This window comes from Xenorhabdus ishibashii, assembly GCF_002632755.1.
GTDB lineage: Bacteria > Pseudomonadota > Gammaproteobacteria > Enterobacterales > Enterobacteriaceae > Xenorhabdus > Xenorhabdus ishibashii.
On the sequence record NZ_NJAK01000001.1, the window covers coordinates 2,669,308 to 2,689,797 of the forward strand.

Genomic DNA, 20,490 nt, shown 5'->3' on the forward strand with positions numbered 1-20,490 from the left:
CTTTTTTGAACGTAATTGTTTTTCCTGTATTCTGTCCGCCCAAATAAGATAAGTGCCTATATAAGTGACCTGCCGGAATGAGAAAAACCTACCCGAGTGATATCAGCCGAGAAGCCTTTCAAAAAATTGAACCCTTGTTGCTCAGCAGCCGAAAACGTACGCGTCCTCGGAAAGTCGATGTGTATGAGGTGTTTTGTGCCCTGCTGTATATCCTCAAGAGCGGTTGTCAGTGGGATATGCTCCCCAGTGATTTCCCCAGCAAAAGTACCGTGTATTACTATTTCAAACTCTGGAAAGAGAAACCGTCAGAAACAGAACCTAGCCTGCTGGAGCAGGCATTAAAAAAATCGGGTTGGCGAGGCCCGTATCAACTCTGGTCGGAACGCTAACATGACGTTTGTGATCGTCGACGCACAAAGCGTTAAGAACACAGATACAGCGCGTGAGAAAGGCTATGATGCCGGTAAAAAAGTGTCTGGCATCAAACGCCATATCGCGGTAGATACTCAAGGTTTACCTCACGCAATAACCATCACCACGGCAAATGTCACGGACAGAAAAGGGGCTCTGGAGGCTTTTACGCGGCACAAAAAGTCACTCAGTTGGGTGAAAAATGTTTTAGCCGATGGTGGTTATACGGGAGAAGCCTTCGCTGAGAACGTGCATCATATACTCGGCGCGACTGTCGAAATTGCCAAACGTAGTGAATTGCATACTTTCCAGGTGATACCCAAGCGATAGGTTGTCGAACGTTCATTTGGTTGGCTGGAAAAATGTCGACGATTGTGGAAGAACTGTGAGAGATATTTGAATACCAGCCTTCAGTTCGTCAATCTGGCATTTCTCGTCGTGTTGCTGCGCAGAAAAAATACTGAATAGGCTGTTACAGCTTTGAAGAGCGACACGCCCCGCAGTGAGCAATCTTGCAGAGCCGGCGACTAATATATGTCCACCAATAGCAGTAGTATACTGTTGCAGTTTCTGAATAAAGGCTTCTTTTACCGCCTTATTGAACTGTAATAAACTGACGCCTTTTGTTTACATTAGGCGCCAGTTGTCGTAAGCCTATCGTCATAGGGGATCTTGTTGCAAATAACCCGATTTTTAGTCAAAAAAGTTAATTGTTATGATCTCCCCTCTTTATATGGCTGATTTTTCTTCATAGCGTAACCAGAATGGGGAATCATCTGAATTCAAAGAATCATATTCCTCAAGCGGCCTATGTATCTCCGTCATACAATATGGAATATCTGTCACAATTATCTTAACGGGTCTGTAAACGCCAAAGTGCTCATAAAACCCCTGGGCTGAGGTTATACAATCCTCAAGCCCTTCAAAATAATTTTGAAAATTTTTTAATAAATTTCCAGAGAAATTATCCTGATTTTTTATTAATGACAACATATTATCTAAATCTTCAAAAGGAAGGTAACGAAGATAAAACTGAGATAATAGTTTTTGCTCTCCCATATCATCAACACTTTGATTCAACAAATTGAAAAATTCAACCATATCAGAGCTTGAGCCAAGCTCTACCATAGTACAACCGCCATGAAATCCTATATGTTTCATATATGATCACCGTTTAAAATCGATGGAGTGTGTCCCAAGAACCCCGTTGGATTTTCGGATAATATCTTGAATAATCTCATACCGTTTCGCTTCTGACACAACCTGCCCTCGAATATCAATAACAATGAGTTGTTTCATTCCAGCAGGGAGATTTTTTTGTCTTTCAACTGCCTGTTGTACAACATTATTAATCAGATTATTTGTGTTTGCGCCAATATTATAGTTTTTCACTTCGATACTAGGGTCTGTTGATGTTTTAAGGTCATAATTCATTCAACCCACATGGGCAACCAGACAATGATAAACGCCAGAGCCAACATACTGGCGTAATTCCGTTCAAGCTTATCGTATCTTGTTGCTATTGCACGAAAATGTTTAACCCTAGCGAACGCATTCTCCACCAAATGACGATAACGATATAAACATTTATCAATCTGTTTATCCGATTTTCGGCTATTTTTCCGGTAGGGAATAATCGGTGTTGCTCCTTGCTGTTCAATATGATTTCTGAAAGCCTGACTGTCGTACCCTTTGTCAGCTATCACAAAGTCCGAAGGGGGCGATTGTTCGACTAAACTTTCAGCATGAACAATGTCATGCACTTGTCCCCCGGACAATTCAAAATGAACAGGCAAGCCATAACTATCGACGGCCAAATGAATTTTGGTTGAACGTCCACCACAACTTTTGCCAATCGCCTCATCATCATCTGAAGCCGCTCCGGCACTGTGCTGATGAGCACGGACGATACTCCCATCAATAAACAACCATTCCCTATCAGCAAACCCAGATAACCACTTGAAAATGAGCTGTAAAACCCCTTTCTTTGACCACGCATTGAAACGTTGAAAGACACTATTCCATTTGCCGAATTCTGGCGGTAAATCGCGCCAGGGAACGCTCGTTCTCATTCGGTAAAGAATGCCTTCAACGGTCAAACGGTGTTCAGGTTTGTGATAAATCCAACCCGCATGTTGCATTAACGCAGATAGCTTATTCCATTGGAGATCTGTTAACATAGTTCGCGGCATGATGGTGAGGTCTGGTTGTTTTTTGGCGAAAGTAATTATACCAAATCATCATGCTATCTAATAATCCCTCACAAAACATCAACACGCCCTACAAATATTGTTATAACACCAATCAGGGCGAACACTGCCCTTAGTACCATAAGGAACCTCTTTACCGTCTTTGAAAGACACTTGACCACGCCAACCGCTTCCCAAGTCTTTTCCGACATCAATTTCCGACTGCTTATGACCTGGGCGCACCTCAATATATTGTTTTTCTTTTTCTATCAAGCTAGTTAAAGCATTGGTATTTGGTTTTTCCTTTTTCAGCAGTGATTTTGAAGCATGAGTTAACCCTTCAGCCAGATTCCTCGCACCGTCTTGGGAACTACTTAATACTTTTACGCCAGTCAACACACCTGTTCCTATAGCAGCCTCTGGCGCCACGGTATCCGCAACAAAAATTCCCACCTTGTTCAGACACAAAGCCAAACCCACTTTACAGCCTTCAAGAGCTGCAATCCCTGCCTGTACCATTCGCGAAGAGCTAGCAACCAGCAGAGTACCGCCAAAAGTGGCAGCATAGCCACCTGCTGCCGCGGCCGTCACAGCAATCGCAGCATCCTGTCGGGCTGTAACGCGCTCAGCAGCGGCTTTATCTCCTTTTGCTGCCGCTAGCATGTCCTTTTGGTTTTCAAGCGCCAGCCAAGACCACATATGTTCAGTCCAGTTATTGCGATAAACCAGTTCTGCGGTGTTAGCTGCCTGATAAACCCCTTCAGGGGTACGGCTGATTAATGCCCCCGACAATGCGGCAATAAATTTGGCCGTATTAAGTTTAACCTTATTTTCCACAAGGGTTTCCTGAATTTTATGAAGTTGACGTGCTGATTCATTTTTGAATTCAGGTTCAAACAACCTGTTTTCCATTGTAATTGCAGCAAATTCCGCCGCCAAAGCCCCGACGACAGCCCCTTTAACATCCCCGTCTGCAATTTCTGCACTGATCCCTGAGACAACAGCATGACTGAGCGTCTTGCCCGCATGCCCTAAAATTTCCCCGTTATCACCAACCAGTTTGGCCCCTTGCGCCTGAATTTGATCCCCAATATTGTTCAAAAATGCCGTCTTCAAATTGTCCGTAAAACTGCCACCATTCATGGCTGTTCCCAGTGTTGAACTCACGACGGAATGCGCGGCAACACGCTGGGCTACCTTAATCCAGTCATTATTCACCAAAGGAAGCTGGGCTTTTGCGGGATCAACAACCCCGGTCTCTCCTGCGATGTTTCCCCATCCCATTGAGTGATCCAGGCCAGCCAATGCTCCCCCCATCGCCATTTTTGTTACGAGAGATTTTATGGAATCACGCTTTGCCAGCGCTGCCAGTGTCTTGGAGAGATTGCCTTGGTTTTCAACTAAGGCAACTGCTGCCTGCGAAGTCAGCCCTATCATGCCACTATAAGTTGCCCCATAAACTGCGCTCGCCGTAGCACCGGTTGCCCCGGTCGCTCCCACCGCAGCCCCTCCCGCCCAGGCAGCCATACCAGAGCCTGCTGTTACCGCTGCGACGGCAATCGCAATCACAGCGCCAACAACCGGATTCAGGCTCTGGTTTTTCTTGTCCCAACTACTATAAGCATCCTTAACCATGCTCCACTGAACGTCATTACGATTGCGCAGATCTTTCAGCCATTCGGTTCCCGGGGTATTGCCGAGCCTCACCAATGCATCTTCAAATAATTTGCCCGAAATTGTTCACGGCATTCTCTCCCGTATCTGGCCGTTAGCCCTGTCTCCTATTCCACCGACGACAATAGTACAATTTACGCCCACGGATGATGAACATCAGGGCACTGCCGAGATCCCGATCAGTACATCGGTGTCTGCCAGCCTTAACGGGCAGTTGATCAACTTTAAAACCTGCCGTCCTTTGCATATTGAACCGTTGATTGTCCAGGAGCGCGCAGTCAGGAAAACGGGCACTCACAGTGAAATCATCCTGACCCTGTGCCAGACCGGCACGGCATCCCCGGTCTGGCAAAGCGGAGCCTTATCTTTTTTCCTCGGCACTGACACCGAAAAGGCCGCCCAGCTCAGTCTGTGGCTGGATCAACATATTTGTGAGGTCAGCCTGAACACGCAGGGCAAGCAGCGAAAGCTGCGCGGTTTTCCTTATGGCTGGCATGATCTGCTTGATAGTCCGGTGCTGCCTGTGCCCAAAAATACGTATTCCGGCCTGCAACCGTTGGTGGAATATTATGCACTATCCCAACTGTATAACTTTGTCACGCTGGATATCAGCAGCAGTTGCGCAAAAGTCCCGCTGAATGACGATGGCACGTTTGAGCTGATTTTGCGTTTCGGGGGTGAATTGCCACTGGAGGATGTCGAGGGGGCATTTTTGTTGGGTTGTGTGCCGGCGATCCATCTGGAAAACCAGACCAGCCCGCCTGTCCGGTTGGAAGCCGGTAATCACTGCTATCCGCTGCCATTGGGGGGATCAGTGTGCTTGTACAGGCTGCGGGAGGTTCAGGTGGTGGTGCAGCCCGAAGACAGTGAGCAGCGTGGCACACCTTATCACTGGCTGCCGATTGAGCAGTTTGTTCCCGCCGGGCGTTTTTTCGATGACGATGCACAGCCCGACACGTTTTACTACCAGCTCCAGACTGAATCTGATTTTCTGGGCAGTATCCAACATCGGCTGTGCTTTTTTGATTTGGCCGGCAATCCGGCAAACAATCTGCCGGATATTGCTGTCTCGTGCTCTTTCATCGGCTACCATGAGCAGGCACTGAGGCTGGAACAAGGCGTAATTACCGTGACGCAAGAAAATTCGCCGTCTCATCTCAGCGTCCACAATATCACGCCGGTCACCACTGATTATCCGCCATTGTTACAGGAAAATAACGGCTGGCCGCTGCTCTCCTGTCTTTCCAGCCCACCGATGATGCTGTTTGCCACCGACAGCCTGAAACAGTTTCTCCGGTTGTTTGACCCGTATGCTGACACCCATCGCCCCTTGAGCCGTCAGTTCCAGCAACACATTGACGGCATTGTACAGGTGGAAGAGAGTCTGACTGACCGGATGCGGCGGGGGCGCCCCATTCGCGGGCATTTACTCTCACTGATGCTGAACCCTGATTGTTATCGTAATCAGGGAGAAATGTATCGCTTCTGCCGGTTAATCAATCAGGCGCTGGCTTGTTTTATCACCCAATCTTCGTTTGTCATGCTGGAGATTTTTACGCCGGACAACAGTGAAGTGCTATGGCAGTTCTGGCATGTCGATGGATTACGCCCGGCCATGTAAGGCATGCATGTCATAACCGATAAGGAATAAAAAATGAAAAGTGGATTACGTTTTACCTGCCGTATCGCGGGTGTGCCGGAAGACACCTTTGCGGTTGGCGAATTTTCTCTACAGGAAGGATTATCCGAACTCTTTACCCTCAATCTGACACTGGTCAGAACGGGCAACACGCGCAGAGATGTAAGCCATCATCCCATTACAACAAGGAGCACCACAAAACATGATGAATATTACAGATAGACTTCCCATCGCTAAAAGTGGATTACGCTTTACTTTTCAGATAGCAGGATTGCCCGAAGGGACATTCAGCGTAGGGGAGTTTTCCCTTCAGGAAGGATTATCTGAGCTGTTTACCCTGAACCTGACGCTGGTCAGAGCCGGTAATCTGAATCCCTTTAAGCCACTGACAGAGATTAAGTTAACGTCGCTGCTGATGCAGGAAGCGGTATTGCAAATTTTTCACGGCCCATTGTTGCAACGCAAAATCACCGGGATCATCTCCCACGCGGACTGGATCGGCACCGACGGCAATAAGACGCTCTATAGCGTCACCGTCCGCCCGGCACTCTGGTGTCTGACGCTGAATCAGGAGAGCCGTATTTTCCATCAGCAAAATGTGCCGGCCATTCTGAGTGGCTTACTGAAAAAACATAAAGTCCGGGCCGATTCGAAACTCTACGATCCCCATCAGGACAGAGAATATGTTACCCAGAAGCGGGAGTCGGATTATGCCTTTTTCAGCCGGTTGGCAGCAGAAGAAGGCATCAGTTTCTGGTTCGAGGATGAAACCCTGTTTTTCAGCGACAGCCATTTAGGCATGACTGCGGGATTGCCGTTGACTTACAGCCCGCAACCGGAAACCGCGCTGGGTACAGATACGATTTATCAGGTACGACTGGGTGTCGGGATGAGTCCGCAACGCAGCCTTCACAAAGATTTTAACTACGATAATCCCCGCTATCACCTCTCCCATATGCAAAGCAGCGAGGGGTTTCGCGATTTTGGCACCCAAACCCCCTATACCGTGTTTGAAAGTTACGGCCGTTTTCAGAAAGATGCCGCCGCCAAACCGTTTCTCAAATACCGCCATGACGCGCTGGATAACCAGAAACAGACCGGCAGCGGCAGCAGCAACTGCATCAAACTGATGCCGGGCAAAATCTTCGAAATCATCAGTCACCCACACCTGCCGCTCAATGCCCGCTGGCAGATTGTCGGTATCAGCCATCACGGTCGCTGCCCGCAGGCACTGGGCGATAGCAGTGGTGATGGCACAACGCTCAGTAATCACTTCAGCTTTATTGATGGTCTCGCCGACTGGCGTCCGCCGTTCCATTACAGACCACAGGCTGATGGTGATGAAACCGCCACTGTCGTTGGGCCTGAGGGGGAAGAAATCTTCGTCAATAAAGATGGGGCTATCAAAGTGCATTTCCACTGGAACCGCTATGACAAAGCGGATGACGGTGCTTCCTGCTGGGTACGGGTGGCACATGGCTGGAACGGCAACGGTTTTGGCTTTATGGCCATCCCGCGTATCGGACAGGAAGTGATTATTTCCTATCTCAACGGGGATATTGATCGGCCGATTGTTACCGGCTGTGTTTATAACGGCCTGAACCGCCCGCCACTGGATTTACCGGCGCAGAAAACCCGCACGACCTTCAGAACCAAAACCCACAAAGGCAAAGGTTTTAATGAACTGCGGTTTGAGGATGCGAAAGGCAGTGAGGAAATCTATCTCCATGGCCAGAAAGACCTGACTGCACATATCGAAAACGATGCCTACTGGCATATCAAACATGACCAGAAGAGCCGCATCGATAACAACCGTTACCACGATATCCGCGCCGATGACCATCATCAGGTCGCCGGTTCGCGCAAAATCACCACCGAAGGGGATGTCTCCCACCGGATTGCCGGCAGCCAGCATACTCAGACCGGGGATGCGACCGTCATTGACAGCGGACAGGAAATCCATCTGAAAAGCGGCGGCAAAGTGGTGCTGGAAGCGGCAGCCGAAATCACCCTGAAAGTGGGCGGCAGTTTTCTGAAAGTCACACCGGGCGGCATTCTCTGCTCACCGATTAATGTTGGGCAAGGTTCAGGCGGCAGCGGGCGCGGGGTTTCACTGCAATTACCGGAGGGGGTGGAGCCATTGCCAATGGTGGAATTTCCGGCTCATCCATATTGCCCATTACTGGCTCAGCAGGATGTCAGTCCGGTGATTAAACCCGCCAAAAAGGAATAATCATAATGACGGAAGAGACGATGACAGAAACTACAACAAGCTGGCAGGCATGGCTGAATAAACCCAATGATGCCCCGGTATTCTTTATTCTCAATTCTCTGGCGCAACCCAATCCGATCGATCAGTTTTATCGCAATGATTGGGTCGAACAAGCATTTCCGCTCTACAGTGGTACACCAATGCACAAGATGTTGAAACAAAGCCCATGGCTGGTACAGGCAAAAAGCCACGGGTTATTCCAGATAGGGGAAATACTAGATCGCCACGCACTCAGTGATAACAGTTGGGGCTGGGCGTACCGCAGCACTATGTCGTGGCAGAAGCAGCTTGTTCACTGGCAACACCGCCAGTTAGTGATGATGAATGGCGAACAGGTGCTGTTTCGCATCATGGACGCCCGCGTTTTCGGTGCGATGGTGCCCGCTTTCACGGTCAGCGACTGGTCCCTGATGTTATCACCGGTGACAGAACTGATGATCGACACACCACAGCCGATGTGGTTTTGCCGTCCCGAAGCCTGTGGTGAAGGTAACAGTAAAATCCCGTTTACTCTGGGTGAACACCTGCTGACAGTCTGGTTGCGATCCCCTTACGGTCTGAAAGTGTTAAGTAGTTCACTTTATGATGATTTATGGGAAAACCACGGTGAAATGGCGAAACAACTGGATCAGCCTGTGGGTAGTCTGGAACTACGAATAGAACAGTGGTTGCAGCAAAGAATTGAAGCGGGCCAATACGTTGAGAAAATCTCTGGTCAGGATTATCTGTTGGCGATGGTACAAGAAAAAGAACAGGAGAAAGATTGATGAGTAATGCAAATTCGATTTATTGTCATGATTGTCAGGCCATGTTAAAGAACAAAATAGAAATTCAGCTTGTCGATGAACATAATAAACCCATAGCCAATATGCCCTATACATTAAAAAATAGAAAAATCACGCGCAAAGGAATAACAGACGGAAATGGTATGATCCGGGAAGAACAATTATTGGCTTCCCCTTTACGTTTATTTCTCAGTGGGCAAGAACTTGCCGATGAAATGGAAAAACGCCCACTGAGAACGAAGCGTAACAGTGAATACACTCGCTCTACCGAAGCCATGAAAGCCATTTCACCAGTTTTTAAAGAGAGCTTGGAATCAGGCCGCAAGTATCATTATGCAAAGATTGGTGAATTGGTTGATAAAATGCCAGTTATCGAAAAATGGAAAGAAGAAAATCCTCTTCCAAGCTACCATTTTCCTGATAGTGAACCACAGGGCCTTGAAGTTTATCCATCATATTTAGGCGAATATCGCTATGTTATTGAAATATGTCCATTTAGGGCATGGTCTTTGTTGTTACATCATCAAAAAGACTATTCATTAGTTAATGCTTATAACCTCTCACTAATGAGTATATTAACTTATGCCGAAGATACTGAAAATTACTTAGGTTCAGTCACAAACCTCTTCCAAAAACAGTTGCTCGATCTGTCACGTTCACCTCATAGGGTCAATGACCAATCTTTTTCCCCAGTGGTTTATGATGTTCCATTTAGTGATCGCTATACTGAGGTCGTCTACATTGACTCAAATAAACAAAAAATTCCTCAGGGTCACACCCAACTTTTTTACGTAGCAAACAAGAAGGAAGTTATTATTGGATGGCGTGGTACTGAAATGACGGAAACAAAGGATCTTCTCACAGATGGAACATTCCAGCCGCTAGAATTAGGCTGTACACCTCAAGGTGTATGTAGTGGTTTTAGCGAAAAAGGGAAAGTTCATAAAGGTTTTTGGGATGCCTTCCATCTTGTCACAGAAATCCAAGTACCTAAAAGAGACGATGGAAAAACAGTATTTGAACATATCATTGAGTTAACACAAAATAAAAAACTATTCGTCTGCGGTCATAGTTTGGGTGGTGCCCTCGCCTTGTTACATAGCGCACAACTCAAATCCTATAATCCCTGCCTTTATACCTACGGTATGCCGCGTTTATTCACCCAAAGTGCAGTGCAGGAACTCATTGAAATTATTCACTATCGTCATGTTAATGAAGATGATTTCGTTCCTTCTGTACCCTTTAAAAAAGATATGGATAATATAGCTCTTCAAACTGATTCTAAATTTTTAGGGTACACAATCGAGGTATTTGATACACCTATTGGTTCAATAATACCTGCTAGCTGGCTTTTTGCAAAAAGTATCAAATTCCTCAACCATGAGGATGAGTCCTTTTTACATCATGGTAAATTAGTTTACTTTTATGCTCTCCCTAATTCAGAGTCAAAACTGTATTTACTTCCGGAGTTAAATGAAAAAACCAGAAAAGAGACTAAAGAATTTATTGAACAACAGACCAAAGTAGATAAATACAGAGAGCAAGAGGTACGTTCATTTTTTCAAGGTGACGAAAATCCTACAGGCAAGCGTGGGACAGGCCTTCTTGACCATAGTAGCGCCTTATATGCTGAATATATTGATAAGAGATTGCGAGAACTGTGCACTCTTTCACCGGATAAAAAATTGCAAAGGAAGCAGGAAGATTTATCATTTCTTGAAAGTGAACCGCATTCGATTCGCGCAGTATTTCAAAGAAAAAAAATCAGAGAATATTATTTCTTAAGAGAAATAGATAATCAATTAATGATAACTCTAGAAGTAACTAAAAACGATAAAAGAGGCCCAATAGCCTTACAACGTTACTCTGAGAAATGATAAAAGGATAATATGAGGCTAATAATGAAATTAATATTCAGACTATTAACAATATTACCACTTGTCCTGTGCTTAACAGGATGTGAATTCATATCTAATACTATTTCAAGTTACTGGCAGACTTATAAAGATAAGTCTGAACCATTTTCACCACCTGAAAAAAATCAATGGATTACAGTTGAAGGTATTGCTCCTCCAAATACGAAACCTAATTTAGACAGTATTTATGCTTCAAATAGGTGTCTTGCGACTCATAATACCGCAGGTGGAACACTCTATCACCTACCTAAATATCACTGGAACAGATTTAATATTTTAGTAGATCCTGTAACAGGTTATTTTAAAGAAAAAATACCTCTTAATGGTGGAGGTTGGTGTCAATGGCAGATTGATAATATTGAATTAGCTATTGAGTATACTAACGTTAGCCATCTGATGAAGAATGCTGTATCGCGAGGTAGGGCTGGAATAAATGTATATATCAATGGTGCAAGAAAACCTAGTGACATGAAAAAATTCGAAAATATCATTGATTATAGGCCGACTATTTATCCAGTCTTAAGAAAAAGTTTTGTTACAGGTAATACTAATCAAATAGGTCTTTATTCTGGGAGGGAACTAACCTTTTTTGAATTAATTCTACAGCAAAAAAATGAATGGAAAATAAAATACATACCAACTTTAGATGAAACTAAAATGCCAAAAATTATTATACCAGGAGGTAATAAACCATCCAGAGTTGAATATCCTGATGGTAAGGTTGATTTAGATAGGGATTCTATTGATTATTGGAAAATAAATAATACATCCCAATTGGAATAGTAATTAATATTTATTAAAACCACCTCAGCATCAGAACATTCCATGATTTATTTATAGTTTCTGATGTTGTGGTTGATATCAATCATTGATAACTAATTTTTTCATACATGAGGTTCAATATGGCAACCAAAGCCGTTATTCTATTAAACGACACCACCGATCACGGTGGAAAAGTAATTAACCCGAATTCTGGATAAGAAATTGACGAGAAGCCTGTTCCAGGACAGGGCGGGATTCCACTTTGTATTAAGTTTAATCAAATATAAGCTGACTACGGAATTCCGCTGACCACATTGCTCTTCGGCGTTTAGCGGCCTGACTGTCCTTTATACTGGTATTTTGTTTAATCACATTTAATGCAATTCGATTAAAAAGGGCCATTTGTGCCGCCCCATCAGGATCTTTCAGCGAGATTGCATCTTCCCGAAAAGTGACGTCCAAAACCCAGTGCAGCTCATTTTCCACCGACCAATGCTTTCTTATTGCCGTGGCCGCTAGCTCCGCATCTAAAGGGAGTGAACTGACATACCAGCGTGAATCACGGTGAGGGGGGTGGCCTTTCACACTTCGTTCACTGACCACTTCGATAACCGATTGTATTGAAGGCCATTTTGCCTGAAATTCTTCTGACAACGTCGCACTAATTTGCATAACATGACGGAACTCCTCTCGTCCATGACCACTGCTTTTTTCTGTAAATTCAACAAGTTCATGACTTTCATAATGTGCAGCAAAATGGGATTTAACAAACTCAGCCAGACTTTTTTGATTACCTTTGACACCCACAATAAAATCGCCGCCTCGTTGGGTAATTAACTCAAGGGTTTCTTTCTGACAATGCAGGGCATCCATCGTGACTACAGCCCCATCAAGCGCCAATAATTCAATGAGTTGCCTTGCGACTGGGCCTTCTTTCCCTTTACTTTCTGCGACCCGATGATATAGGGCAACACCGGACTCGACATCATAAGCACTGACCACATGGAGGGCTTCAAACAGGGTGCCTTTGCAAGTGCCTCTCATCGTTTTTCCGTCAATAGCGATAAGGCTTCTCCCTGCCTTGACCCGGCGCTGGTTGATCCAGTCATAAAAGGCTTCAACCAGTGCATCCTGCTCTATCATTTTGATAATATTAGCAATACAGTGACGACGAGGAATGCCATGAGTAAAGCGCGTATATTTTTTAAGCCACTCAATTTGTATCTCACCAAACTCTTGAATCGCTTTCCAGCCAGAAGCCCCGCATAACACGGCTGCAAAAGCCAAAAAAATCACATCCATTAACTCATGCTTTTTATTGATATCAGAACGCGGGTCATCGATCTTACTGATAAAGTTAAAAATACTCATTATTACGATCGCTATTTTTATGGAATAGCGTGATCTTATCGTTTTAATGAGAGAAAGAGCTATAAGAAGTTATATTCTGGTCTTTATTTAACCTAAATAGCCTTACTAAATATATGAGATCTCACCCTGTGTTCCAGGAGCAAAGTTTTGGTGCACACCGAAAACAACTCCGAGGGGGAACAGGCTATGGACAAGTTAGTTGAAATTTTCTGTGATGTCGATGGTGCGCTGGGAAAAGCTGCACTGTTTCTTGCGGGTGAAAGTCCCGTCGTAGAAGATTAGCCAGATCACTACGTAGCGAGTCTTGCATCTCCGGCGGTAACAAAGGAGATGAAGCGTAGACAGCGAAACATTCGAGCCGAAACCAATAGGTGAACGTGATAACTCCGAAATTCACTGATTGTGTTGTGCCGATGGTATCGTCGAACCAGCAGGCAATAGTTTCTGAATGGGCACACTGGCGATTTTTTTTCCAGTCAGAAGCACACACCGGAGTCTCAGGCGTCGTAGAGAACAGTGCGGAACCCAGGAGATCCTGACACCTCTCAAGGGAATGAGTATATCGGGCACAAGTGCCAAAACACAAGGCCTGAGAGAGGGGTATCAGGAAGTCGGAGTCAGCCATAGTAGTAATGAAACGAGTAATGATCGCGGAGCGAAGGGCTGGCAGACAGATCGAACGTGAGAGGGAAACAATGACCGTACACAGCAACGACGGACAACCATGGTTAACAAAACTTGAGCGTATAGGCAAGAAATCAGCCTGTAACAAACAGCAAGTGTTCAATAATTTAGGGCATCTGCTGAACAGTGACATGCTGAAAGGACAATTCCTACGGCTTGACGGGAATAAAGCGGTAGGTATTGATCGCATGACAAAATCCGCTTACGGTGAACATCTTGATGGGAATATTCACAATCTCATCCTGCGAATACGCAGAGGGACGTATCGCCCGAAAGCCGCCAGAATCACGCAGATCCCGAAAGAGGATGGTAGTCAACGGCCACTGGCAATTTCGTGCATAGAGGACAAACTGGTGCAACTTGCGGTCAGTGATATTCTCAGCCAAATTTATGAGCCGCTGTTTCTGCCGTGTTCATACGGGTTTCGGCCGGGATTAAATTGTCATGCGGCATTGAAGGCACTACAACAGCAAACATACCGTAACTGGAATGGGGCGGTTGTGGAAATTGACATCCGACAGTACTTTAACACGATACCTCATATTGAGTTGATGAATTTACTGCGGAAGAAGATATCAGATCGCCGTTTCCTCAGACTCATCAAGGTCTTAATAACGGCACCCGTTATCGAGGGTAAACAGATATCCGACAATGTGTGCGGATGTCCCCAAGGGTCAATCGTATCGTCAATACTTGCCAATATCTACCTGCACTATGTGATAGATGAATGGTTTGATGAAATCAGCCGTTCACACATTCATGGTCGGGCAGAAATGGTAAGGTACGCTGATGATAGGGTGTTTACCTTTGAGTTCCTGAGTGAGGCAAAACGCTTTTATAAGATATTACCGAAACGACTGAGTAAATACGGTCTGGCGTTGCACAGTGACAAATCGCAATTAATTCCGGCGGGTCACGTTGCAGCAATGAGAGCTAACCAGTCTGGCGGACGCTTACCTACGTTTAACTTTCTGGGATTTACCTGCTATTGGGGGGTATCGCGAAAGGGTTTCTGGCGACTGAAGTTGACCAGTCGAAAAGACCGATTTGCCGCCAAATTGAAGGGACTCAGGGATTTCCTCTGGAAGAACCTGAATACACCTGACAAAAGGCGTGTTCTGACCATCGTCATCAGGGTTATCAAAGGCTGGATAAATTATCACGGTATTTCTGATAACCAGAGACGAGTCGGGCAATTTATCTACCAAAGCAGGCGGGTACTCTACAGATGGTTTAACCGGAAGGGAGGGCGTCGGGGGCTAACGTGGGAAAAGCTGACTCTGATCCTGAAAGTGCTGGGTTATCCTTCAAGCTGGAAAGTCCATTCAATGTTCAATTCTTGCTGAATAGGTGTGACGACTGGGGTCTGTCGGGAGCCGGATGCGGTAGTTCTGCATGTCCGGTTCTGAGGAGGGATCTGCCCGGGTGACTGGGCAGGTCTACTCACCATTTTTGCCGTTTTTTCATTCCTCAATGGGAACAATTTTGTCTTGAGAGTGGGCATCGTTTACGCCGCCGACAAGGTCATATGTATCCCAGTGAAATCATGACCATTTTGATCCTTTTTCATATGTCGCATTACCGTGATTTTAAAAATTTTTATTTGAAACATATTTGGCAATACCACCACCGCGACTTCGCCACTTTACTCAGTTATACCCGTTTTATCAGCGTTGCCCCTTCCGTTTTGGTGCCATTATGCAGCTATCTGACTCAATTAAAAGGGAAACCCACAGGCATTGCTTTTATTGATTCCACCAGTTTGAGTGTCTGCCATAACATTCGCATCCCTCGACATAAGGTCTTTGCGGGGATCGCACAGCGTGGAAAAAATTCAATGGGATGGTTTTATGGTTTCAAATTACACTTGGTTGTCAATCATCAGGGGGAAATTCTCGCGCTTAAAGTCACGGCCGGTAATGTGGATGATCGGGAACCGGTTCGCGAATTAACCACAGAATTAATGGGTTCTCTTTACGGCGATAAAGGTTATCTGAGTCAGGAATTGGCGGACGATTTAGCCAACAGCGGTGTCACTTTCATCACGAAAAAACGGCGTAACATGAAAGCCCGTATGCAAGCTGAGTGGGATAAGATAATGTTAAAAAAGCGCTTTATCATTGAAACGATTAATGGCCAATTAAAATTAATTTCTCAGATAGAGCATTCTCGCCACCGAAGTATAAGAGGATTTATGTTGACCGTTTTAGGTGGACTGATCGCTTACTGCCTTAAATTGAAAAAACCATCACTGGAAGTTTTCTATTCAGAAGACGCTGTTCCAATGATGGCTTAAGCAGAATTCGGGTTAATTACCACTGTAGGTGGTTATACTTACAAAGGAATTCCCGTTGCCGGAGAAACAGATTTAGTTGAGTGCCCAAAATGCGAGGGAGTTTTTCCTATTATCGAGGGCAGTGAGAATTTAAAAAATAATGGAAAAGCGATTGCAGTCGAAGGAATGCACACGGCATGTGGTGCTAAACTGATTGCCAGCCAGAAAGAGTTTCTCGCTTAATAAAACCACACTGACGCGCTGCGCTTGTCTTCTCCGTGTTACCGGGCTAATGTATTAGCCCGGTAACACGGAGAGCCGAAAAACACCTGCCAAAAAACAATTTAATTCCTCACTTGCTCCTCAATTCTCTACTCGTTTTTTATTTGCCTCAGGGTAAAAATAGGTGAGGAATGGAGATTAATTTATCTTTAAAAATCAATATAATTAATGTTCCTCGCTTTTTCTACATATATGCGCGAGAAATGAGGAATACGGTGAGTATCACAATCTATTTTCTCGTAATTCCTCATTTTTTTACTCACTATCTAGTCTGCATTGTTTTGGTTGATAATGGTTATTTCCTGCCCGCTGCGGGTAATGAGTCCATCATGTTCTAACTTGGTTAACCAGCGGCTGAAATTCTTCACATTCACTCCCATCGCCTTTAAATCATCACGCACAAGGGCAACGTTGCAAGGCTCTTTCAGGGCAGTGCGCGATCGAATGCACTGCCATAGTGCTGTGTGGTTATCTGTTTTATTGGGAATGTGTTCAATATTGTCCTCTTCAACCGGATCACGCGGCTTGTCAACCAGAACCAGTGAGGTAATATCCTCACCGTCTTTATCGGTAAAGAGTTCAACCACACGCATGTCATAGGCTTTGTTTTCCGGCTCTTCGGCATCTTTCATTTTGGTGCAGGTTATAACCAGTGCACCGCCTTTTTTCCCTTCCCGATTGATCCGGTATTCAACATCCAGCGCAGCACGAAAGGCACTGGAACCCCTTGCGCCTTTGCTTTCATCTTTGCCGGAATGGTGAACCACGAGAATGCTTGCCCCTGTTTTAGCTTTCAGTTCATCACAGCCCCGGACAAACGCGCCCATATCTTTTGAATCATTTTCATCCTCACCACCAAAACAGCGGGCGAGAGTATCCAGAATAATCAGGCGTACCGGTTCACCTGTTTCAGACTCAACTTGTTGGGCGGCAATCACCAGTTCATGCACTTCGGCAGGCGAGGCCGGAAAGACTGGCGTATTGATCAGATACATATTTTTAACCGTCTGACCATTAACGATTTCCCATGCTTTGATGCGCCGGGGCACACCAATCCCGCCTTCGCCGACCACGTACAGCACAGAACCCTGCGCAACCTTTTTTCCTGCCCATGCTTTACCTGTGGCAATGTGACAACCCCATGCACCCGCCAGAAAACTTTTATATGACCCGCTAGCTCCGTAAATGCTGCATAAGGAATGTGCCGGAATAATACCTTTAACCACGTAGTCTAGCTGGGCATCAAAGCCTTCTGAGCCGATTGATAACGGTAATTTTGTTTTACGATTAGGGTAAATGCTTTCAACATTGCCATAACGACGGGGTTCTATTGCGTCACTGTTCATCGGTTCTCTTACCTGAAATAAGCCCTCACAAAATGCCTGCTTTGCTGCCACAATGCCATATTGCTGGCGATAATCATCCCAATCGGCTTTATGTTCTGTCGGTGGTAACGTAATCCAACCATTCACCGCCAGCGCCGCTTTTTCTGCTGAGATCTTGCCGACATTCACTTTGGGTTTGCCGTTTTTATCCAGTTCGTCAGGATGATGCCAGTCATTATCTGCGGCAATAATGATTTTGGTGTCCGGCCAGCGTTCCCGAATGGCTTTGGCAACAGAAGATAAATTGCCCTCATCCAGCGCCGCCAGAACAGTGCCTTTATAGAGCTGGCTAACCGTGAGTGCTGTGGCGTAACCTTCGGTAATAATTACCGTCTCCGGATGCTCTTCCAGCGTTGTCAAGGGAATAAACGCCCCTTTTTTCTGGCTACCGGGGAAGAATTTTTTCTCGCCATTGGGTTTAATGATCTGCGCACCGGTGACTTGTTTATCCAGTGCTGTCAGTACCAGCACTGTCGAATTATCAAACAGTAGCCGCTGATCAAGATGTTGCAGACCCTTTGCAGCCAGATAAGGCGATTGCCCCACGACAGTTTGCGCCATCAGTGCCGCTACTCTTTCGGCAATCGGTTGTGTTGGACAATGGGTTGCTTTGGCTGGCTTGGGAGCTGGCAAAGGTAGTGCCAGTACGTTAGCGACAACTTTTGCCGCCTCAATAACAGAGATCCCGTTGGTTCTTGCCACCAAATCAAGCCCATCACCATAGTTCGGGGTATCACACTGGCGGCAATGCCAGTTGCCATGATGGTGATCATCGATAAAGTGAAAACGGTCAGTACCACCGCAAATAGGGCAAGCGCCATGTTTTCCCTTTACGGGGATATCAATACCACAAGCGGGCAACAGATTTTGCCAGGAATACATAGCCGAGGTTTTGACGGTTTGGATAAGATCAAGCGGTTTTTGGCTGCCTGATGTTTTTTGAACTGTAAATTTGGGACGAGTTTGGGTATGCTGTGTATCAGCCATCATTTTTACCTTGCTTAATGGTTGTTGGTGAAACGCCTCGTAGTGTTGGTCGCACTTCGGGGCGTTGTGTTTTTATGTTACGTGTCTTATGTCATCTTCTTTTCTGTGTTATGCCGCCCGTGATTCTGCGATACGCTGGGCGATCCAGTCATCAATCTCTGATTCAATAAAAGCCACTGAACGTGGGCCGATTTTGACCTGCTGCGGGAATTCTCCGTCGCTAATCAGTTTGTAGATCCATGCTTTGCTGTAACTCGTTCTGCGTTGCACTTCTGGCAAACGAATCAGGCTTGTTTTCAATGCTGCCATTGTCATGTCACTTCTCCTGTTACCCAGTCCCTGAAATGTCATCGTGGACGTTGTTTGATGACAGGCGGATTATTTAAAAAGCAAGACTTAATGAACAGCGTTAATTGTTTTTCTCCCGATGAAAATTAACGGGTTGCAAATTGTACTAGCGGTTTTTTCTGTCACGCAGTGGTTTGGCGAAGTCATACGGTGTAATGGCTTTTTCCCGGTTCGCATCCAGATAATCCGCCCACCACTGCACCATCAGCCGCCGTTCGTCCAGATGTTTAGAAGTGTGAATATACGCCGCCCGCACGTTGTTTCGTTCGATATGGCTGAGCTGGCGTTCGATGGCGTCATCGCTCCACAGGCCGGATTCACCCATTGCACCGCGCGCCATTGTGCGGAAGCCATGCCCGCAGACATCGGTTTGAGTGTCGTAGCCCATCGCCCGTAATGCCTTGTTAACCGTGTTTTCGCTCATAACTTTCGCAGTATCATGATCACTGGGGAATACCACTTCGCAGTTGCCACTCAGTACGTGCAATTCTTTGAATAGCGAAACAGCCTGACGGCTCAATGGGACAAGGTGATCCGTTTTCATTTTCATGCCGCGCTCAGAAAAACGAACGCCTTTGATGGGTTTTCGTGTGGCGGGAATTTTCCACACCGCATTTTCAAGGTCGATTTCCTGCCAGCGGGCAAATCTCAGTTCGCTGGAGCGGACAAACGTCAGCAGCGCCAGTTCTACTGCGATCTTGGTCAGCAGGCGCCCGCGATAGGCAGACAGGCGAGCCAGAAAGTCAGGTAAACATTCATGGGGCAGGGCGGGATGGTGACGGGATTTGGTGGTGGTGAGTGCACCTGCCATATCATTAGCCGGGTTGGACTCCAGAATATCGTTCTGGACGGCATAACGCATGATGGCGGTAACACGCTGGCGCAGCCGCTGGGCGATATCGTGTTTACCCTGTTCATCAATGGCTTTGACGGGGGCTAAAAGCTGGCTGGTACGTAATGTGGTAATATCGCGGGCGCCGATATGCGGGAAAATAGACTGCTCAAGGCTGCGCAGCACTTTTTGACGGTGGCTGTCGCCCCAGCGTTTGTTGCTGGCGTGCCATGCACGGGCGACCTGTTCAAAGGTGTTAACTTTGGCGGGTGTTGGTGTGCCTTTTTTCTCTGCTTTGGGGTCGATGCCCTGTGCCATCAGCTTTTTGGCTTCATCCCGTTTAGCGCGGGCATCGGCTAACGATACTGCTGGATAGACACCAAACGCCAGTCGGTCTTCTTTCTTATCGGTCGGACGATAATATTTCATCCGCCAGTACTTCGAGCCGCGTGAAGAGACTTCTAAATAGAGACCGCCGCCATCGGCAAGTTTGTAGGTTTTTTCTTTGGGCTTTGCAGTTTCGATTTGCCGAGCGTTTAGTTTCATTATTAAGGGCATCCTTGTAATCGAACGGTAAGTGCCCCGAATTATGCCCTTCGCTGCATCTTGATTGCAACAGACGAAACTAGACCTAAAAATAAGAATGGATGTTGATTTTGCAGGATTTGCTAAGAATTG

Annotated in this window: 19 protein-coding genes and 1 pseudogene; 12 read left to right on the top strand and 8 right to left on the bottom strand. The window is 46.0% G+C overall.

Going from position 1 to position 20,490, the window contains the following annotated elements; translation table 11 throughout:
* The first annotated feature begins 77 nt into the window (after window positions 1-77).
* Window positions 78-879 (top strand): annotated as a pseudogene (locus Xish_RS12725) (IS5 family transposase).
* A 261-nt stretch (window positions 880-1,140) separates the two neighbouring features.
* Here the strand turns inward: Xish_RS12725 and Xish_RS12730 are convergent.
* From Xish_RS12730 to Xish_RS19010, 4 genes are all read right to left on the bottom strand, one after another.
* Window positions 1,141-1,572: a hypothetical protein gene (locus tag Xish_RS12730; RefSeq protein ID WP_141553982.1), complete on the bottom strand. Its 432-nt coding sequence runs from the start codon at window positions 1,570-1,572 to the stop codon at window positions 1,141-1,143.
* Between the two features lie 6 nt (window positions 1,573-1,578).
* Window positions 1,579-1,845: a hypothetical protein gene (locus tag Xish_RS12735; protein WP_099118168.1), complete on the bottom strand. Its 267-nt coding sequence runs from the start codon at window positions 1,843-1,845 to the stop codon at window positions 1,579-1,581.
* On the bottom strand, window positions 1,842-2,603 hold the full coding sequence (locus tag Xish_RS12740) for an IS5 family transposase (RefSeq protein WP_099116347.1): 762 nt from the start codon (window positions 2,601-2,603) through the stop codon (window positions 1,842-1,844). Before Xish_RS12740 ends, Xish_RS12735 begins: the two co-directional genes overlap by 4 nt.
* Window positions 2,604-2,681: 78 nt before the next feature.
* Window positions 2,682-4,307 carry a DUF637 domain-containing protein gene (locus Xish_RS19010; RefSeq protein WP_244186036.1) on the bottom strand — a complete coding sequence of 542 codons (1,626 nt, stop codon included), beginning with the start codon at window positions 4,305-4,307 and terminating at the stop codon, window positions 2,682-2,684.
* On the opposite strand from Xish_RS19010, the gene Xish_RS12750 reads away from it, so the two are divergent.
* Genes Xish_RS12750 through Xish_RS12775 form a run of 6 tightly spaced genes read left to right on the top strand, consistent with a single transcriptional unit; the run spans window position 4,294 to window position 11,669 of the window.
* Window positions 4,294-5,895 carry a type VI secretion system baseplate subunit TssF gene (locus Xish_RS12750; RefSeq protein ID WP_244186037.1) on the top strand — a complete coding sequence of 534 codons (1,602 nt, stop codon included), beginning with the start codon at window positions 4,294-4,296 and terminating at the stop codon, window positions 5,893-5,895. The two genes, Xish_RS19010 and Xish_RS12750, sit on opposite strands and share 14 nt — an antisense overlap.
* Before the next feature lie 33 nt (window positions 5,896-5,928).
* Window positions 5,929-6,135 (top strand): hypothetical protein, encoded by a 207-nt coding sequence (locus Xish_RS12755; protein WP_099118171.1) that lies wholly within the window; start codon window positions 5,929-5,931, stop codon window positions 6,133-6,135.
* The gene (tssI, locus tag Xish_RS12760; RefSeq protein WP_244186045.1) at window positions 6,116-8,146 is read left to right on the top strand and encodes a type VI secretion system tip protein TssI/VgrG; all 2,031 of its coding nucleotides are present in this window, start codon (window positions 6,116-6,118) and stop codon (window positions 8,144-8,146) included. The genes Xish_RS12755 and tssI overlap by 20 nt, the downstream gene beginning before the upstream one ends.
* A gap of 5 nt (window positions 8,147-8,151) precedes the next feature.
* Window positions 8,152-8,952 (top strand): DUF4123 domain-containing protein, encoded by an 801-nt coding sequence (locus tag Xish_RS12765; RefSeq protein WP_099118172.1) that lies wholly within the window; start codon window positions 8,152-8,154, stop codon window positions 8,950-8,952.
* Entirely contained in the window at window positions 8,952-10,847 is a 1,896-nt protein-coding gene (locus Xish_RS12770) for a lipase family protein (protein WP_099118173.1), read from the top strand. Before Xish_RS12765 ends, Xish_RS12770 begins: the two co-directional genes overlap by 1 nt.
* A 24-nt stretch (window positions 10,848-10,871) precedes the next feature.
* Window positions 10,872-11,669 (top strand): hypothetical protein, encoded by a 798-nt coding sequence (locus Xish_RS12775; RefSeq protein ID WP_244170944.1) that lies wholly within the window; start codon window positions 10,872-10,874, stop codon window positions 11,667-11,669.
* Between the two features lie 252 nt (window positions 11,670-11,921).
* On the opposite strand, the gene Xish_RS12780 is transcribed toward Xish_RS12775, so the two are convergent.
* Window positions 11,922-13,019, bottom strand: a complete 1,098-nt coding sequence (locus tag Xish_RS12780; protein ID WP_099116261.1) for an ISAs1 family transposase — start codon at window positions 13,017-13,019, stop codon at window positions 11,922-11,924.
* A gap of 150 nt (window positions 13,020-13,169) precedes the next feature.
* On the opposite strand from Xish_RS12780, the gene Xish_RS19195 reads away from it, so the two are divergent.
* From Xish_RS19195 to Xish_RS12805, 5 genes are all read left to right on the top strand, one after another.
* Complete coding sequence (locus tag Xish_RS19195; RefSeq protein ID WP_279625629.1) at window positions 13,170-13,301, top strand: hypothetical protein; 132 nt, start codon at window positions 13,170-13,172, stop codon at window positions 13,299-13,301.
* 271 nt (window positions 13,302-13,572) lie between these two features.
* Window positions 13,573-13,704 (top strand): hypothetical protein, encoded by a 132-nt coding sequence (locus tag Xish_RS19200; RefSeq protein ID WP_279625630.1) that lies wholly within the window; start codon window positions 13,573-13,575, stop codon window positions 13,702-13,704.
* A gap of 10 nt (window positions 13,705-13,714) precedes the next feature.
* Window positions 13,715-15,049, top strand: a complete 1,335-nt coding sequence (locus tag Xish_RS12795; RefSeq protein ID WP_099118753.1) for a reverse transcriptase domain-containing protein — start codon at window positions 13,715-13,717, stop codon at window positions 15,047-15,049.
* A gap of 83 nt (window positions 15,050-15,132) precedes the next feature.
* Window positions 15,133-15,999 (top strand): IS982 family transposase, encoded by an 867-nt coding sequence (locus Xish_RS12800; RefSeq protein ID WP_099118174.1) that lies wholly within the window; start codon window positions 15,133-15,135, stop codon window positions 15,997-15,999.
* 15 nt (window positions 16,000-16,014) lie between these two features.
* The gene (locus Xish_RS12805) at window positions 16,015-16,221 is read left to right on the top strand and encodes a PAAR domain-containing protein (RefSeq protein ID WP_099118754.1); all 207 of its coding nucleotides are present in this window, start codon (window positions 16,015-16,017) and stop codon (window positions 16,219-16,221) included.
* A gap of 305 nt (window positions 16,222-16,526) precedes the next feature.
* Here Xish_RS12805 and Xish_RS12810 read toward each other — a convergent pair whose 3' ends face one another.
* From Xish_RS12810 to Xish_RS12820, 3 genes are all read right to left on the bottom strand, one after another.
* Complete coding sequence (locus tag Xish_RS12810; RefSeq protein ID WP_099118175.1) at window positions 16,527-18,632, bottom strand: AAA family ATPase; 2,106 nt, start codon at window positions 18,630-18,632, stop codon at window positions 16,527-16,529.
* A 108-nt stretch (window positions 18,633-18,740) separates the two neighbouring features.
* A complete protein-coding gene (locus Xish_RS12815) occupies window positions 18,741-18,947 on the bottom strand; it encodes a helix-turn-helix transcriptional regulator (protein ID WP_099118176.1) in 207 nt (68 codons plus the stop codon).
* A gap of 139 nt (window positions 18,948-19,086) precedes the next feature.
* A complete protein-coding gene (locus Xish_RS12820) occupies window positions 19,087-20,358 on the bottom strand; it encodes a tyrosine-type recombinase/integrase (RefSeq protein WP_099118177.1) in 1,272 nt (423 codons plus the stop codon).
* Window positions 20,359-20,490: the final 132 nt, after the last annotated feature.